The sequence below is a fragment of the Candidatus Poribacteria bacterium genome (assembly GCA_026702755.1).
GTDB lineage: Bacteria > Poribacteria > WGA-4E > WGA-4E > WGA-3G > WGA-3G.
Map to the genome: position 1 here is coordinate 126,661 of JAPPBX010000081.1, position 16,672 is coordinate 143,332.

A 16,672-nucleotide genomic window follows, 5' to 3' on the forward strand; every position below is an offset into this window, starting at 1 on the left:
TACACCATATCCTACGCTAAAAAAACATTGGGGGCATCCAGATGGAGCCTACGTTATCCATTGTGATTCCGATTTACAACGAGGTGACAAGCCTAAAAGAACTGTTGCAGCAGGTTGTCGGCGTTGAAATCGGTATGAAAAAAGAGTTGATTCTCGTCGATGATTTTTCAACAGATGGCACACGTGATATTTTAAAGGAAATTGAAGCGATTCAAGAGGAGTCGGACGAAATACGCACGTACGTCTCAACATCTGAAATACCGCCAAGCCAAGACGCTGCACCTAATAGCGAGGGGCAGGAACCTGCAGGTTCCGTAGAAAGTCTTTCCGAAATCTCTGCTAAAGTCTTCTACCACGATGTGAATAAGGGAAAGGGCGCAACACTCCGCACCGGGTTCCAGCATATCACCGGTGAAATTACCCTCATCCAAGATGCCGACTTGGAATATGATCCCATGGATTACCCCAAATTGCTGCAGCCTATCCTTACTGGCGATGCCGATGTCGTATACGGTTCTCGGTTTATGGAGGGCAGGCAAATAGGATTGTTACGGAGTTACCTTGCAAACCAATTTCTCACAACCCTTGCGAACATTGTTAACGGCACACGACTTACCGATATGGAAACTTGCTATAAAGTGATACGGACATCGATTCTAAAGGAGATTTCGCTCTATTCTGACAGGTTCGGTTTTGAACCTGAGATTACAGCGAAACTCGCCAAACGGAAGTGCAAGATCGTTGAGGTCCCTATTTCCTACCGCGGCAGAGATTATCATGAAGGGAAAACGGTGAGTTGGAAGGATGGGGTCGCCGCGATTTTCCATATTCTCCGCTTCCGATTCTTTTCATAGACGACTAACGCACCGCGTAAAGATATGCACAATTTGCAGGATTTGCTTAAAAAGGTAGATGCCATTCTAAACTCGGTTAATGCAGAGGAACCGATACAAGACTGCCAACTGCCCACAGATCCCCTTCTTGAAGCACTCAGCAACCACTTCGGTTATACATCCTTCCGCAATGGACAACGCGAAATTATTGAGGCGATTTTAGATGGCGAAAACGTGTTTGCCGTATTCCCAACCGGACATGGGAAATCGTTGTGCTATCAACTTCCTGCTCTAATGCTCGATGGCATAACGGTCGTAATCACTCCGCTCATCTCATTAATGAAGGATCAGGTAGATGCCTTACGCCACCAAGGAATTGATACAGTTTCGTTCATAAACAGTACACAGACATGGGATGAATATCAGAATGAATTGGCGCGCTTGAGACGAAACGAGATAAAACTCCTCTATATATCCCCAGAACGTCTCCGAAGCCGTCGGTTTTTGGATATCCTGAATGCGTTTCCTATTTCACTGTTCGTTGTAGATGAAGCACACTGTATCTCACAATGGGGACGCGATTTCCGCCCTGCCTATTTGTCGCTCAAAGATACCATTGATGTACTCCAACCGCGTGTCATCTCGCTTTTCACGGCAACAGCCCCGCCGGAAATCCAAGAAGATGTACTCAGTGTGCTAAATATACCGACACCTCGTACCCTCACACAAGGGATCGAGCGTCCCAATTTGAAATTGATCGTCCAGCAGAACGAAGATGACGATCAGAAATATCAGCGACTCGAAAAGTTTCTCACCGATCAAGATCCAAATCTTTCAATGGCACAACTCGGAAACCTGAAAACTTCGCCGAAGAACGGGATCATTTATGCTGGGCGACGACGCGAGACCGAAGAGATCGCTAACTTCCTCCAACGGCGCGGATTCCGAGCTGATTTCTATCACGCTGGACTTGAACCTCATGAACGCACACGCGTGCAAGAAGCCTTTTTTGACAACAGTGGGAACGGATTAGATATCGTTGTTGCCACAAACGCCTTCGGTATGGGTATTGATAAACCGGACATCCGATACATTGTGCATTGGACACTTACCGGCACCCTTGAGGAATACTGCCAAGAAGTCGGCAGGGCAGGTAGAGATGGGAAAGACGCGCTCTGTGTTCTGCTTTTCTGCCACGATGACCGTGGATTGCATGAGTGGTTTATTAAGGAAAGCGCGCCGGATAAGCAATCCTTGCTGAAACTCTTAAGGGTCATTGAGAATTTCAAAGGAAGCGGTAAGTATCGTACCATTTCCAGCGAGGAGTTGGAGTGGATGAGCGGGTCTAAAGGAACAAAGGTCCTCGGCTGCCTCAGTTATCTTGAGAAACTCGGGTTCTTGAAGCGATGGTATAACGTACCATCTCAACTCTCTGTGAGATTCCGTGGCCCTTGGATTGAAGAAACTAAGCCATCAGATACCGAGCAGCGGCACTTGCTTAGTATCTTGCGAGGTGGAAACGGGAGGACTGTTCTGGAATTGTCTGAAACAATCGGACTAAATCCGAAGGCGGTCATGGAACAACTCGCCGAACTTCAGAGTGATGGTTATATTCAGTACTGGGGACAGGAAGACTTGCTCCTTATTGAACTGTGTGAGGACAGCGAACTCCTCAGCACACTAACAGACGAACAGATTGCAGTCGGCGATTATGTCCACCGAAAACGGATCAAGATCGATCAGATGATCTTTTATGCATTGGAAGCGACCTGCCGGGTGCGCGTAATTCGAGACTATTTTGGCGAACCTGTTGATGACAATTACCAATGTGGGACATGTGATTTGTGTCAGACACAAGCCGTCAGCGATCAGCCATCAGCAGTCAGCCATTAACGAGTGTTGCCTCTACAAAACAGAGCCTACGATCCCATCATCTCCGAACCAGTGCTACTTAATTTTCGGTGCGGATTGCATCAATCGGTGAAAGCCGCGCCGCTTGCATCGCCGGATAGACACCGAAAGTAATACCCATAAAAATTGAAAAGATAACAGCAGTCGTTATCCACGGTAAAGAGAGCACAACGGGCCACTCTGGCACAACCTTTACAATACGAACGGCAAGTCGTGTCATGCCCTGTGCCGCGACCCAACCCCCCGCAATACCAAGCACACCACCGCACAAACAGAGACAGATCGATTCTGTCAAAAATTGCCAGAAGATGTGAATCCGTTTCGCTCCTATCGATTTCCGTAAACCTATTTCCCGTGTTTTCTCGCCGACGGAGACGAGGCAGATATTCATGATGCCGATGCCACTCACAAAGAGTGAAAAGCCAGCAATGCTCCCCAAAGTGATTTTTATCACCTTTTCGATATGCTCAAGTCGCCTTGCTGTCCATTTTGCTATCCAATATCCGATAAAGTCATCTTTCCCTCGGTGTCTTTTACGTAGAATCTGCTTGACTGAATCAATGATGCTTTCAATCTCCGCACCTTTTTCAAAAAAGACGACCATGTCTTCAAGATAACGGGTGCCTGTGATCCGTTGCTGATACGTTGTTAGCGGCACACATAAGGCATCATCTAAAGAATACCACCCGAAACTGAGGCTACGCCCCTTTTTTTTCATTATCCCTACAACCCGTAACCTCACCGTTGCGCCCCGCCAATGATACCGAATCTTTACCTCTTGTCCAATTGCGGATTCCTCTCCAAACAGTTCAACAGCGGTATCGGCACCGAGGACACACACCTGCTTTGCGTTTTCGATATCGCCCTCCGAAAGGAATCTGCCCGCTTGTAACTCCCATTTCATGCCGCGTGCGTAGTCTGCGGTAACACCTTCCAGAAGCGGTCTCGCTTGATTTCCGTTACGACTCGTAACGAAAGTTGAATAGCCTTCGTGTTTGGGCAGGACATATAGAACATTCGGGCATTCTGCCTCAATAGCAAGAGCGTCCTCAAGGGTATACCGTTCAGTCGTCCGCCGAACCAACCGTCGGCGTTTCCAAATAGAGGTCCGGGTCCACAACTGGACTTGGTTTGCGCCGCCGAGTGTTTCAATATCTCGAGCGATGATAAGTTTCGCACCGTCGCCGATTGCCATCATGCACAGCACGCTGGCAATCCCGATAAAGATACCGAGAATGGATAAACTGGCGCGGAGTTTATTTTGAGCAAGGTGCGCAATACCTGCGCGGATAGCGTCGCGTAGTTTCATCTCATTTAATTTTCACTGCGGAGTGCGTCAATCGGTGAAAGCCACGCCGCCCGCATCGCCGGGTAGACACCGAAACTGATTCCCATGAACAGTGAGAAGATAACAGAAGTAACTATCCACTGTAAAGAGAGGACAACGGGCCATTCCGGTACAATCGGCACGATGCGAACAGCGAGTCGCGCCATGCCGTGCCCTGCCACCCAACCTCCTGCAATGCCGAGCACGCCACCACATAAACAGAGACAGATCGATTCCGTCAAGAACTGCCAGAAAACGTGAATCTGTTTCGCTCCTACCGATTTCCGCAAGCCTATCTCCCGCGTCTTCTCACCGACAGAAACAAGACAGATGTTCATAATACCTATACCACTCACAAACAACGAGAAACCCGCAATGCTCCCCAAAGCAATTTTTATCACTCTTTGGATATGCTCAAGTCGTTTCACGCCTCCCGTGGGTACCCAATGACGGACAAAATCATCTCTGTTCTGGTGTTTTCTGCGAATCACAGCGCGTGCCGAAGCAATAATTGCGGACTTATCTACATCCTTCTCGGTGAAAATCGTAATACGTTCTATATAGTCATAGCCTGAAATCCGCTGTTGGTGTGTCGTCAATGGTACACAGACAACATCATCAAGGGTCCATGTAGAGCCAACCCCTATGCCCTTTACTGCCATCACACCTATAACACGCGCCCTGGTAGATGCGTACCAATAACGATATTTAATATTTACCTCTTTTCCAATCGGAGATGTCTCTCCAAACAATTCAGTGGCAACATTGTTCCCCAGTACACAGACTTGCAGGGCTTGTGTTACATCGCTTTCAGAGATAAATCTGCCTTCTTGAACGCTCCAGTGCATTCCGTGTGCATAGTCTGCTGTTACACCTTCCAGAATAGGTCGCGCTTGTCTGCCGTCTCGGTTGGTAATGAGAATACGGTAACTTTCATTTTTCGGCAAGACGTATCGGATATTAGGCACCTCAGCTTCAATCGCGAGCGCATCTTCAAATTTGAGACGCTCCGTTATGCGGTGCCAGCGTCCCCTACGAAAAACACCATAGTTGTTTCGGAGTTGCACTTGGTCAACCCCACCGAGCGTTTCAATCCTATCAGAGATGATCTTCTTCGCGCCATCACCGATTGCCATCATGCACAGCACACTGGCAATCCCAATAAAGATACCGAGAATGGATAAACCGGCACGGAGCTTATTTTCAGCAAGATGCACAATACCTGCGTGGATAGCGTCACGAAATTTCATTGTTATGGCTTTCCGTTTTCGGCTGTCAGTTGTCAGTTGTCGGTGGGACGACGTGTAGCAGTTGCAAACGTTTTGCCCGCCACAAACCCTTTTAACCGAAAACCGAAGACCAAGAACCGATAATCACTTATACGGATATTTGGATGCACTTTCAACAAGTTAACTCAAGCACTGATTTAAAAGCGGACAGATGTTTAAACCTCGTTTTTACCTGAAAATTCACTAATTTTGAAGTTGAACCCACGTTTTAAAGAGGCGGAATTTTAACAAAAAGGCTTAAAAAAATGAATACTCAAATGATTTCAATATCTGAGGATTTCTGAGGGGTATATAGAACGGAAGGAGACAGATGGAAGGACAAGTTTAAATTTCAAGGCGATCTACAGTGTCGGCAGAGCGAAGATTACTAAGTGCCTCCGCATAGACCTGCCGGAGTGGAATACTGTTCTGTTCCGCAAGCCGTTTGCAGTCCTCATATTCGGGAACGGTCTTGATAAGAGCATCATTGAGATATCCACGTTTCGCTTGGATTGTTCCCCACTGCGTCTCAACTTGGGTAAAATCGCGACGCAGTTTGACCCGATTAGCGGAAGAGAGTCTAACACCAAAGGTCGTAGTTTCGGTGAGAAGGAGTTCAATAAGTTCGTCGCGATGTGTCGTCGGACAGAGTACAGTGATCTGCGTCGCGGGTCTGCCCTTTTTCATGAAGGTCGGTGTGAGAAAAACATCAAGCGCACCGTGTTCAAAGAGCTGGGAGGTGACGTAACCCGTAATTTCTGGCGACATGTCGTCTACATTGGTCTCAATGATGTCCACACTATCAGTTTCGGCGTGATGGTGTGTCGCTTGTGAGTCGCTGGTTGACGTTTTTTCACCGAGACAGAGTCGCAAGAGATTCGGACGCTGTTCAAGGTCGCGGGTACCGGCACCATATCCAACGCGGTCCAGCCGCATTTGTGGCATGACCCCGAATTCCTGAGAGAGGGTCGTAATAAGTGCCGCACCAGTCGGTGTTACCAATTCTTTGGGGAGGTCGGTTTGGTGAATCGGCACGCCTTTTAAGAGTTCCATCGTCCCAGGGACAGGAACGGGCATAAGTCCGTGTGCACATCGGACAAAACCTCTGCCGAGAGAGAGTGGTGAGGCGTAAACAGCATCAACGTCCAGATGTGCCAAACCGATGACGGAACCGACGATGTCCACAATTGAATCGATCCCGCTCACCTCGTGGAGGTGAACCTTCGTTTTGGTCGTATTGTGAACCTTCGCTTCCGCCTCAGCAAGCCGATCAAAGACACATTTCGCGGTATCCCGAACCTCCGCATCCAAATCGCTGTCGTCTAACAATTTGAAAATGTCAGAGAGGTGGCGACTCGGTCCATGCTCATGATGATGCGCATGTCCATGATCGTGTGAATGATGTGAATCCGCGTGTGAAGTGTGTGCCGGATGCACCCCTACGATGGCTCGGGTCCCCGTAATACCGTGTTTCGTGGCTTTCTCAAAGTGTAGACTGAACTCAGCATCCAATTTGAGCGGTACCAGTCCATCTGTGACTATTTCCGGGGGCACACCCGCATCAACAAGAGCACCAAGTGTCATATCACCACTGATGCCTGAAAAACAGTCGAAATACGCGATCTTCAACGTAGTTTACTCCATTCGCGAGCACGCTGCTTAAAAATCCTGAAGCAACTCTTGCAGCAACTCCTTTGAATCATGCCGTTTGAGTTTGACAATGGCTTCAGTTTCGATCTGCCGTACGCGCTCCCGACTAATCCTGAGTTTGTTTCCGATGTCCGCCAAGGTGTACTCGGTGCCATCCATTAAGCCGTATCGCAGGATGATCACCTGTGTCTCACGAGGGTTGAGCGTGCGGTTGAGAACCTCTGTAATAGCCTCGACTTTGGCGTAATCCAACAGGTAATTTTCTGGTGTAATTTGAGATTGATCCGGAATCAGTTCAGAAAATGAGCCGTCCGGCGAGTCTTCATTAATCGGTGCATCGAGCGGTACAGGATCCCTTGTGGCATTAAAAATTTCGGAAACCTTTTTCTCTGTCAGTTCAACCGCTTTTGCAATTTCAGTTGTGGTCGGTTCGCGTCCGAGTTGCGCTGTCAAATCTGATTGTGCCTGCTTAATCGCGCGGCGGGCTTCGCCGATATAGCATGGCACGCGAATCATCTGTCCTTGCTGATCAAGGGCGCGCTTGATCGACTGCATAATCCACCATGTCGCATAAGTGCTAAATCGGAATCGCAGGGTGTGATCAAACTTATCCACGGCGCGCATCAATCCGAGGCTACCTTCCTGCATCAAGTCAAGGAATGTTAACGATGTTTTGCTGAAGTGGTGTTGCTTGGCAATACTGGCAACGAGGCGAAGATTCGCTTCCACAATTTTTAGTTTCGTTCCGTGTGTGACTTGGTCCGCTGTTTCCAGTTGCTCTGCCAACCACTTGATATGTGCAAATTCGCTTCGAACATCCTCAAGGACGAACCGGAGTGTGTGTGGATTGCGAGTAGCAGTCCGCTCCGGCAACATGGCAGCGGGGACCTCCTCTAAGAGCATTTGAATCTCATGACGAATGACATCAAACTCCTGAAAAACCTCGAATTCCTGCGCCTCGTCAAAAGACGTTGCCGTGATACGAGAGAAATCAGGCACCGGAAGCGTTTCTACAACAGGTATTTCCTCTTGTCGCTGCTGCGATTTCGCTGTCTTTTTCCTAAAAGTGCTGATGCTGCTGCGAATCGTTTTGCGGGCGTGCGTCCGGAATTCCGTGCCGCGTTTCGTGTCGTTATCATCAATAGCTTTCAGGAGACCGAGGCTGCCTACCTGCATCAATTCGGACGATGAAGGGGTGTCAACGTATTTTTCAAGAAGATGTAGGTTACTTTCAAAAATTCGCCACCGTGTCTGCTCCAACAAATTTGCCTTTTCCTCTAATTTCTCTAATAAAACGCCAAGTGCTTGGACTTCTGAGCGGACCTGGTTTATAATTAACCCGTGTTCTGATTGTGCCGGTTCTAATTTCTCGCTGCTGTTTGAAGTCTTGTTCTCAGGAATTTCAAGTGATACTAACATCCAATCCGGGAATTGATTTAACAGGTTGGTAAATGTCCGGAGACCTTCTTGGTATTTTTCAAATAGGGCAGTCTCTTGCTCTGGTTCTAACAAAGGTGTCTTCGCTATCTTTTGTAGGTACGCGAACGTCTCATCTCTTGGTGATTCAGTTGGATTTTCCTCCCGCTCTTCATCCTCTGCCAAAAATTCAGATTCCATTGCGTGCATTGGGTAATAGTTTTTCATTTCCGCACCTCTCACTGCAACCTCGATCTCCCGAACGAGGTGTTTTTTATGGTTAATTTACACAGCATAATTTACACAGCATAATTATCAAAAAAGGTTTAACTTTTTATTCTGTATATGGTATGCTATTAGATATAATATACTCGATATTTTCTTAATAATACTATTGGCTTGGCTTGCAAGCGACCCTAAAACACCGTATGACGATTGGAGGCAGTTAATGGCTCAACTTACACAAAATGAGATAGTTAAAAAGCATCAAGCCGGTGAATCTTTTTCTGGCGAAAATCTCGCAAACCTAAATTTAGCGAATCAATCCTTCGCCGGTATTGATTTGTCGGAAGCAGATCTCAGCGGTGCCGACCTACGGAACTCGGATTTAACGGAGGCAAATCTAAACGATGCGAATCTCACCGGTGCGAATCTATCTGGTGCTATTCTACATCGGACCTATCTTGTCGGCTCTAATTTAACGGATACAAATCTTGAAGAAGCGAATCTACAGGGCGCGTTTCTCAGCGGGAGTCTACTCTGCGGAACAAACTTTCGGCGTGCCGATTTGCGGCGGGCAACGCTTGGCTGTCCACATTGCGAAGTGCCCGGACCTTTCGGTTCGCTCACCAGTTTTGAGAACGCGAACCTCGAAGAGGCGATTTTCGGTGAAATCAAACTGAGAGGCATCGTCTTGCTCGGCGCCAATTTCAAAGGGGCATATCTATACGAGGTTGACCTTTCCGAAGCCGTCTATCGCGAAGCCGATCTTGAAGGTGCTATCACCAAAAAAGGACGGAATTAAGCCTTTGATCCTTCTATTTTCCTCACAGTGCCGACTATCGATTTTATTTCCGTATAGTCTCGATTTTCCGAATGTCGCTGCTATTTGGAGGTCGAGCCTGCAAAAAGTTGAATACGACTTACCGCGTTTTTCTATTATATGTGACGTTAACATACCTCAAGAGGTTTACCTAAATTGCATTTTTTTCACGGTTTTCGATTAATTTTCTAAGGTTTAAACGATTTAGCGCAAACTTCTATAGACAGGTGCCTGCTGGATAGGAAAGTCGGTGTGGAAGGCAGAGGAAAAGCAAATTATACCTCAATTTCCGCCTAAGGCATTGATAACGCGTTAGCCAACGTCGTCGCAGACTACATCCGCAATGACAGGAAACGTGAGGTTAATTGAACTGCATTGCGCACAGTTGTTGATACAACCCCCCTTTTGCTAAGAGTGTTTCGTGTGTTCCCGTTTCCAGAATCTCTCCATCCTTGATAACGAGAATCTTGTCAGCACGGGCGACGGTTGAGAGTCGATGCGCTATGATAAAACTGGTTCTCCCTTCCATCAAGTTTACCAATGACTCTTGAATGAGTGCTTCAGACTGTGTATCCAATGAAGATGTCGCTTCATCCAACACGAGAATTGGCGCGTCTTTTAGGAGTGCCCGCGCAATGGACAAGCGTTGCTGCTCGCCTCCAGAAAGTTTCATGCCCGCTTCCCCTATTGGCGTAGCATATCCGTCAGGGGTCTTCGTAATAAACGCGTGCGCATTTGCCCTTTTTGCTGCCGTAATAATCTCCTCCTCAGTAGCATCAGGGCATCCGTAACTAATGTTTTCCAAAATCGTCCCATCAAAGAGGAATGTATCCTGTGGGACAAGTGCTATGTTTTGCCGCAACGACTCCAAATTTACTTCCAAAATAGGAACACCATCAATCAAAATCTTTCCAGAACTGACTTCATAGAAACGGAGTAATAGGTTGAGAAGCGTCGTCTTTCCACTGCCGCTGGGTCCGACAAGCGCGACAACTTCCCCCGGCTTTGCCTCAAAAGTTACGTTTTTAATAACAGACTCTGGTATTGTCTGTCCATTCTCCATGTTTGCCACTGAAGGCTGCGTGTAGGTGAAGGAAATGTTCTGGAATGTAACGGCACCGCGAACATCTTGCAGTTCGATATCTTCCTCCACTTTTTCCGTATCAAGATTGCGTCTACCTTTCGGCTCGCGCGTTTCCGGTCCGAAATCAAGAAGATAAAAAATTCGTTCCGCAGAGGCGAGGCATTGTTGTAAAGCACTATTAACATTACCAATCGTCTTAATCGGCTTGAACATGTAGCTTACCATCCCAATATAACTCATAAACCACCCTATAGAAAGCTGTCCACTAATCACTCGCCAGCAGCATAACCCAAAAACCGTCGCGATCCCGATGGCACCCAACCATTCAATCATAGGAGGCAGAAATGCCGCGAAACGTGCCCGCCGAATCGCTGAGCGGTATTGGTTCCAGTTAAGGGTTCGGAAACGTTCCGCTTCCTTCCGTTCAGATGTAAAACTTTTGATAATCTTGATGCCGGAAAAAGTCTCTTTGAGTTGCGAATAGATGTCTGCACTCTGTTGCTGAATCTCTGTACTGGCACCACGAATTCGCCTGCCAATAGACGTAATCAAATAAGCGAGCAGCGGGAGAAACAATAAAACAAAAAGAGTAAGTTTGAAACTGGTGATTAGCATCGCAGAGACAAAAAAGACAACAAGAACAACAGCACGTATAATCCCTGCCATCGCAGCAACAAGCGTCTGCCACACTCGAACATCTTCCGTGATACGTGTCATGAGGTCGCCGGTGCGTTCTTCGCGTAAAACACCTAACGGGGCAGAAACAATTCGCTGGTAGAGGGCATCCCGTAGCCGAAAAGCGAGTTTATGCCCGACACGCGCCATCACATAATCGTTGCCGTAAACAAAAAAACCTTTGATGAAAACGAGAGCAAGCATTCCACCAAGTAGCCATAGAAAGTATCTAAGCGCGTCGCCAGCATCTGCTAATACAACCGCAAAACCATCGAAAGCGAACATGCCGTCGCTCCCTTCGCGCTGAAAGTACCGGACAGATACAGGTTCATCAAACGAATTACCACTGACGACTTTGAGCGCGTTAACCGCATCATGCAAAATAAGTTGAAGAATGCCGAAGTCGCATACAGCACCTACCAAGGCGAAAACCATTGCAAGGAAAATAGAACCCGTGTACGGTGTGTGATACCGCACAAATCGCATAAAAGTCTGGTTTTTTGCTTGCAGCTTCAACACCCCCTTAGCTTATATTTTGTAAGTGCCAAATTGGATGGCACACGCCTGTTTCACGGCATCAGTCTTGCTACGAATCCTGAATTCTCGCTTTTGGAAATCGATATCTTCGATAATCCCGATGGCATAGGTGTTACCGGATCCAGGACCAATTAATCCAATCAGGCGGCGTTCAAAGTAAGCGCGGACTTCCACCGTAACGCGCGTTAAACTTAAATAGTTTTTAATATGGATAATAACCGCCTTGGAAAGAGGGTTTGACGCAATGAGGCACAAAGTGCGGTGTCCCCATTCAGCGTGGTAAACTTCCGTTTCTGAGAGTCCGGAGAGGATTTCTAACTCCTTCTCATTTGCGATTCGTCCGATGAAGAAGGGAGTGCGTCCACCGCGAATCTGTTCAAAGGGGAGTTGTTGGACGGTGCTCTCAGAAAAGTAAGCATCAAATTGGGCTTTTCGATATCGACTACGCGCATTACTACCTTTGGATCGCACATTCCCGTCTGGACGCAAGTGGTGGATATTGAGCCAATCCTGTTGACTGTAGCAAGCCGTTATCTGATCCAATTCACCGGAACGGCCAATGCATATCGTATGGTTCGGTCTAATGAGTTCAATTTTGTGCTGTTTGAGAATAACAGCAGATCTATCATGAATATAACCCGTCGTGTCAATAATAATAAACTCAGCATCCGCTTCACGGGCACTATCTACCATCAAGTATGTTCCTGTTAAAACCTCAAGATAGTGTCCTCGCGGCGACAAATCCCCGACAAAGTATAGCTCGTCAGCCGTGCCATTAAATTGGACAGTGGAGTTTTCCGGGACAAAGGATTTCATACCGATTGTCGTGGGCGGACCGATTCGGGATTGTCCGACATCTGCATCCACCAAAGCGGTTTTCAACCCTCGAGCAAGCGCAAAATCAGCCAAAAAACGGCAAAAGGTCGATTTTCCGACATCAGTTGACCCGATCACAAGTACAACCTGTTGAGGCTTAACAATGCGACTCGCAAGTTTTTGCCAGTGTTGGTTAACTTGATACGTGCCGTCCATCTTTTGCCTCGTAGTAGGGGTTGGGTAACCCAACCCCCTACAGATTTTCCATTGACGGTTTGGAGAATCTGCCCGCACGCCGCTGGCGAGGTTTAAAACCTCGCCAGCAAAGGACGCTGCGTAAGTTCTGTCTAATTGCCAAGGTGCATTTGGTAACGAAAGGTGACACCGGGGAGGGTGAACATTTCATCCAAGGGCGGCATCTGTTTAATTCCGACGAGTTGTTCAAACAGTGATGTCTTTTTTTCTCTACGGACCACCTTGGGTTTGCCCTCAATATCTGCCATCTTCGCAGCGATTTCAATCGCGTCAGGGAGGTTACCGAGTTGGTCCAGCAGTTTTGAATCTAACGCCTGTTTTCCAGAAAAAATTCGTCCGTCTGCGAGTTCAACAACTTCGTCCCGTGTTAAGAGATCCCCTCGTTCCTCAAAGATTGTATCCACGAATTGATTATAAACATCATCCACAGTAGATTGGAGCACTGCCTGTTCCTGCTCTGTCAACTCTCGGAAGGGCGAACCTGTATCCTTAAAATCACCACTCTTGATAACCTTATGTCCCAAGCCGACTTTATCGTACAAACCCTTCAGCTGTGTAAACTGCATGATAACACCGATGCTACCCGTCAACGTGCCAGGATTTGCGACAATTGTGTCAGCGGCACACGCAATATAGTAACCGCCGGATGCTGCACTCCCTCCCATTGAAGCGACTATCGGTTTCTCTATCTTCTTCAATTCACTGTAAATTTCTTGGACCGGGGCAACACTACCACCCGGAGAGTCGATTCTGACGACAATTGCTTTGATACTCTGATCATCGCGGTAGGTGTGAAGTAGTTTAATCGTTGCATCTGAGCGAGAGATTATACCTCTAATGTCTATCACTGCGACCTTCTGTCCGATTGATGTGCTACCGCCGCCTATTGAACGTAGAATCAGCAGTAAGAAGAACAGCGCAATGATGCTTCCTAAGATAATGTAAACACGTTTCTTTTTCATTTTTTAATGGGATTTCACTCCGGTGCACTTTTGGCAACATTGAGCAGTAGTCATCGGCTATCAGCAAAGAAGCGTTTGATTCAATGAGAAACCTCTTTTACTGATTGCTGACTGCTGACTGCTGATAACTATTAAGACAAAAGGTTATTCAGAACGGCGCGATGTAAAAATGACGACCCAAAAAGTCTTTAGCAACCAGCCTATATCAGTGGTGATACTCTGTGTGGCAACATAGCGAAGATCCAAGGCGAGTTTTTTCGGCATTAATTCCGTTATGTAGTAATGTTCCACATCGGCTTGTCCTTTTAATTTTTCCTCTTCATCGCGATTCGCAAGTTGTGAGGGACCCGTCATCCCTGGCTTCACCTGCAGTACCTGTTTCTGAGTCTCCGTGTAGTGTTTAACGTAGTCAGGGGTCTCCGGGCGCGGTCCGATGAGACTCATCTCTCCTTTGATAACGTTGATTAAGTTGGGGAGTTCATCCAGTTTTGTCCATCTCAAGAACCTACCGATGGTTGTAATTCGTGCGTCTCTATAGGTTGTCAAACCGCCGCCAAGCGTATCCGCGTTCACTACCATACTTCTGAACTTATACATTTCAAAGATGACTTCACCTCTGCCAACCCGTTTTGCTTTGTAGAACACAGGTCCCTTTGACTGCAGCTTGGCAAGCAGCATGCCAACTAAAAAAAGGGGGGATAGCAGCAAGAATCCAATAGTCGCGAACAAGATATCAAACGTCCGTTTTGCCAAGGTGCGTTTGGGCTTTATAATATCTTGAGTGCCTACGGTTAAACGCTTGGTATAGACCATGCAATTACCTTACCTGATAGAACTAACGGCGATTCGCACTGGCTATCTTCGTTTCCGTGGGGAACTGAATAATCTCAGACGTACTATCTACGCCGCTTTCCTCTGTCAAGAACGTGCGGTTTGGCTGATATGTTGGGACCAATTCTTGGAATTTGGATACAATGCCTTCGGAATCTAACGCATCCGCGAGTTGTGAGAGTTCTTCAATCTGAGAGAGAAGTTGGCGTTCCTCTATCTCTTCCATTTGTGCAACGAAGATACGTTGGTGCTTTGTTGCTGTAACACCTTCTTGTGGTGTCAAGAGTTCTTCATACAATTTTTCACCAGGTTCTAAACCTGTGAATGCGATCTTGATGTCTCTGTCTACCTCAAGTCCAGAGAGCCGAATGAGGTCTTGGGCGAGGTCAAGAATCTTAATCGGGTCCCCCATATCTAACATCAGAATTTCGCCACCATTGCCCATAGCACCCGCTTGGATAAGGAGTTGCACAGCTTCTGGAATCGTCATAAAATAGCGGGTTGCTTCGCGGTGTGTAACAGTGACGGGTCCCCCTTTGGCGATCTGACGTTTGAAATTGGGAATCACGCTTGCGCGACTTCCAATAACGTTTCCGAAGCGCACAGAGATAAACTTTGTTCCGTTCTGTCTCGCTTTACATTGAATCAATTTCTCCGTCACACGTTTGGAAGCACCATAGACACTCGTCGGATTCACCGCTTTATCGGATGAAACGAGGATAAACGCCTCCACTTTGTGTTTGATAGCAGCATCAATCAGGTTTTGGGTGCCGAGGATGTTGTTCTTGACGGCTTCGTCCGGATGATTTTCCATGAACTTGACGTGCTTGTGCGCAGCGGCGTGGAAAATAATATGAGGACGGTATTTACGCGTAATTTGTGAAACTTTGGCGTTATCTCGAATGTCACCGATAACTAAAGCACGATTAAGCTCCGGTTCAGATTCGCGGAGTTCTATGTCCGTGTGGTAAATGCTGTTTTCACCCCGTCCGAAAAGGATAAGCAGTTCCGGGTTTAATTTCGCCACTTGACGACAGAGCTCAGAACCGATTGAACCCCCTGCACCCGTTACCATCACGCGTTTACCGGAGAGATATTTTGAGACTTCAGCGATGTTCATTTGTGAAGTAGAGCGATTCAATAGATCTTCAAATCGAACCTCCCGGATCTGATTGACACTGGCTCTCCCTTCAAGGATCGCGTGAATATTGGGAACGATTTTAAATTGACAGCCCCGATATTCGCACTGCCGAATAATATCGCGGATCTTACCACCCGGTGCTGACGGGATAGCGATGACAACCTCATCAATCTCACGCTTTCGAGCAATATAGGTTAGGTCACGGGTCGTACCGAGTACTTCAAGCCCCGCAACACTTCTACCAACTTTATGTGGCGCATCATCAATAAAACCTATTGGAACATACCCTTTCTCAGGATGATTTCTCAGTGAGCGCACCACACCGATGCCTGTTTCACCCGCACCCACAATGAGTACTTTTGTTGGGGGCTTTCGCGTCGTCAATCGCGATTGAGAGCTCGTTTTTGCTAAATCTATGTGCCTTTGGGAGTTCTGACTTACAGAGCGTCCATCTCCCTGAAGGATTTGGGCAGAGAACTTGGTAAATCCGATAAGTGCGAAGTTATAAAATCCATCAATTAAGAATAGGACCCAAGCGATTTTCAGGAGCATCGAAAGCCCAATAAGCCCTACAGTCGCTACGATCATTGCGGTGGCTAATGTGCGAAATTCCTTTACAGAGGCATACTTCCATATCGGCTTGTACAGGTTGAAAGCCAGCAGCAGACCGACGCGGACTATCGTGACGACAGCGGCGGCACCAATGCCGACAAGATGCTGAGGCTGGAATGGGGATGTGTCCGCACTTTGCAATAGAGCGGAGAGCCAGGTGGATTGTTCTAATAGGTCAAGACCGAATTGTCGGCTGGTCAGATAAGCGAATAGAAACGCGATATTGACGAGAAGTACATCAATAATAACTGTAAAACTCCACTTTATTTTCGGTTTATCCATATTCCCTCCTCAAGAAATTTTTTGACTATT

At 47.2% G+C, this 16,672-nt stretch carries 12 protein-coding genes; 3 read left to right on the forward strand and 9 right to left on the reverse strand.

Annotated elements, in window-relative coordinates:
- Nucleotides 1–41 precede the first annotated feature (41 nt).
- Both OXH39_15110 and OXH39_15115 read left to right on the forward strand, forming a co-directional pair.
- Nucleotides 42–854, forward strand: a complete 813-nt coding sequence (locus OXH39_15110) for a glycosyltransferase family 2 protein (GenBank protein ID MCY3551789.1) — start codon at nucleotides 42–44, stop codon at nucleotides 852–854.
- A gap of 24 nt (nucleotides 855–878) precedes the next feature.
- A complete protein-coding gene (locus OXH39_15115) occupies nucleotides 879–2,726 on the forward strand; it encodes a RecQ family ATP-dependent DNA helicase (protein MCY3551790.1) in 1,848 nt (615 codons plus the stop codon).
- A 58-nt stretch (nucleotides 2,727–2,784) separates the two neighbouring features.
- Here the strand turns inward: OXH39_15115 and OXH39_15120 are convergent, their stop codons facing one another.
- The 4 genes from OXH39_15120 to OXH39_15135 all read right to left on the reverse strand — a co-directional run bounded on the left by OXH39_15120 (nucleotide 2,785) and on the right by OXH39_15135 (nucleotide 8,633).
- A complete protein-coding gene (locus tag OXH39_15120; GenBank protein MCY3551791.1) occupies nucleotides 2,785–4,053 on the reverse strand; it encodes an ABC transporter permease in 1,269 nt (422 codons plus the stop codon).
- A gap of 5 nt (nucleotides 4,054–4,058) precedes the next feature.
- Entirely contained in the window at nucleotides 4,059–5,321 is a 1,263-nt protein-coding gene (locus tag OXH39_15125; protein ID MCY3551792.1) for an ABC transporter permease, read from the reverse strand.
- Between the two features lie 363 nt (nucleotides 5,322–5,684).
- Entirely contained in the window at nucleotides 5,685–6,968 is a 1,284-nt protein-coding gene (gene larC / locus OXH39_15130) for a nickel pincer cofactor biosynthesis protein LarC (protein ID MCY3551793.1), read from the reverse strand.
- A gap of 30 nt (nucleotides 6,969–6,998) precedes the next feature.
- Complete coding sequence (locus OXH39_15135; GenBank protein ID MCY3551794.1) at nucleotides 6,999–8,633, reverse strand: sigma-70 family RNA polymerase sigma factor; 1,635 nt, start codon at nucleotides 8,631–8,633, stop codon at nucleotides 6,999–7,001.
- Between the two features lie 220 nt (nucleotides 8,634–8,853).
- Between OXH39_15135 and OXH39_15140 the strand changes: the two genes are divergently transcribed.
- Nucleotides 8,854–9,429, forward strand: coding sequence for a pentapeptide repeat-containing protein (locus OXH39_15140; protein MCY3551795.1), 576 nt, complete (start codon nucleotides 8,854–8,856; stop codon nucleotides 9,427–9,429).
- 379 nt (nucleotides 9,430–9,808) lie between these two features.
- On the opposite strand, the gene OXH39_15145 is transcribed toward OXH39_15140, so the two are convergent.
- From OXH39_15145 to OXH39_15165, 5 genes are all read right to left on the reverse strand, one after another.
- Nucleotides 9,809–11,692 (reverse strand): ABC transporter ATP-binding protein, encoded by a 1,884-nt coding sequence (locus tag OXH39_15145; GenBank protein ID MCY3551796.1) that lies wholly within the window; start codon nucleotides 11,690–11,692, stop codon nucleotides 9,809–9,811.
- A 42-nt stretch (nucleotides 11,693–11,734) separates the two neighbouring features.
- Nucleotides 11,735–12,775 carry a Clp1/GlmU family protein gene (locus OXH39_15150; GenBank protein ID MCY3551797.1) on the reverse strand — a complete coding sequence of 347 codons (1,041 nt, stop codon included), beginning with the start codon at nucleotides 12,773–12,775 and terminating at the stop codon, nucleotides 11,735–11,737.
- 131 nt (nucleotides 12,776–12,906) lie between these two features.
- A complete protein-coding gene (sppA, locus tag OXH39_15155; protein MCY3551798.1) occupies nucleotides 12,907–13,776 on the reverse strand; it encodes a signal peptide peptidase SppA in 870 nt (289 codons plus the stop codon).
- A 144-nt stretch (nucleotides 13,777–13,920) separates the two neighbouring features.
- Entirely contained in the window at nucleotides 13,921–14,589 is a 669-nt protein-coding gene (locus OXH39_15160; protein ID MCY3551799.1) for a sugar transferase, read from the reverse strand.
- 22 nt (nucleotides 14,590–14,611) lie between these two features.
- Complete coding sequence (locus tag OXH39_15165; protein ID MCY3551800.1) at nucleotides 14,612–16,642, reverse strand: nucleoside-diphosphate sugar epimerase/dehydratase; 2,031 nt, start codon at nucleotides 16,640–16,642, stop codon at nucleotides 14,612–14,614.
- Between the last annotated feature and the right edge of the window lie 30 nt (nucleotides 16,643–16,672).

Bases quoted from the DNA above. Each gene is read 5' to 3' on its own strand.
- OXH39_15145 (MCY3551796.1), bottom strand. From the start codon at position 11,692: ATGCGATTTGTGCGGTATCACACACCGTACACGGGTTCTATTTTCCTT.
- OXH39_15140 (MCY3551795.1), top strand. From the start codon at position 8,854: ATGGCTCAACTTACACAAAATGAGATAGTTAAAAAGCATCAAGCCGGT.
- OXH39_15160 (MCY3551799.1), bottom strand. From the start codon at position 14,589: ATGGTCTATACCAAGCGTTTAACCGTAGGCACTCAAGATATTATAAAG.
- sppA (MCY3551798.1), bottom strand. From the start codon at position 13,776: ATGAAAAAGAAACGTGTTTACATTATCTTAGGAAGCATCATTGCGCTG.
- OXH39_15110 (MCY3551789.1), top strand. From the start codon at position 42: ATGGAGCCTACGTTATCCATTGTGATTCCGATTTACAACGAGGTGACA.
- OXH39_15120 (MCY3551791.1), bottom strand. From the start codon at position 4,053: ATGAAACTACGCGACGCTATCCGCGCAGGTATTGCGCACCTTGCTCAA.
- OXH39_15135 (MCY3551794.1), bottom strand. From the start codon at position 8,633: ATGAAAAACTATTACCCAATGCACGCAATGGAATCTGAATTTTTGGCA.
- OXH39_15115 (MCY3551790.1), top strand. From the start codon at position 879: ATGCACAATTTGCAGGATTTGCTTAAAAAGGTAGATGCCATTCTAAAC.
- OXH39_15165 (MCY3551800.1), bottom strand. From the start codon at position 16,642: ATGGATAAACCGAAAATAAAGTGGAGTTTTACAGTTATTATTGATGTA.
- OXH39_15125 (MCY3551792.1), bottom strand. From the start codon at position 5,321: ATGAAATTTCGTGACGCTATCCACGCAGGTATTGTGCATCTTGCTGAA.
- OXH39_15150 (MCY3551797.1), bottom strand. From the start codon at position 12,775: ATGGACGGCACGTATCAAGTTAACCAACACTGGCAAAAACTTGCGAGT.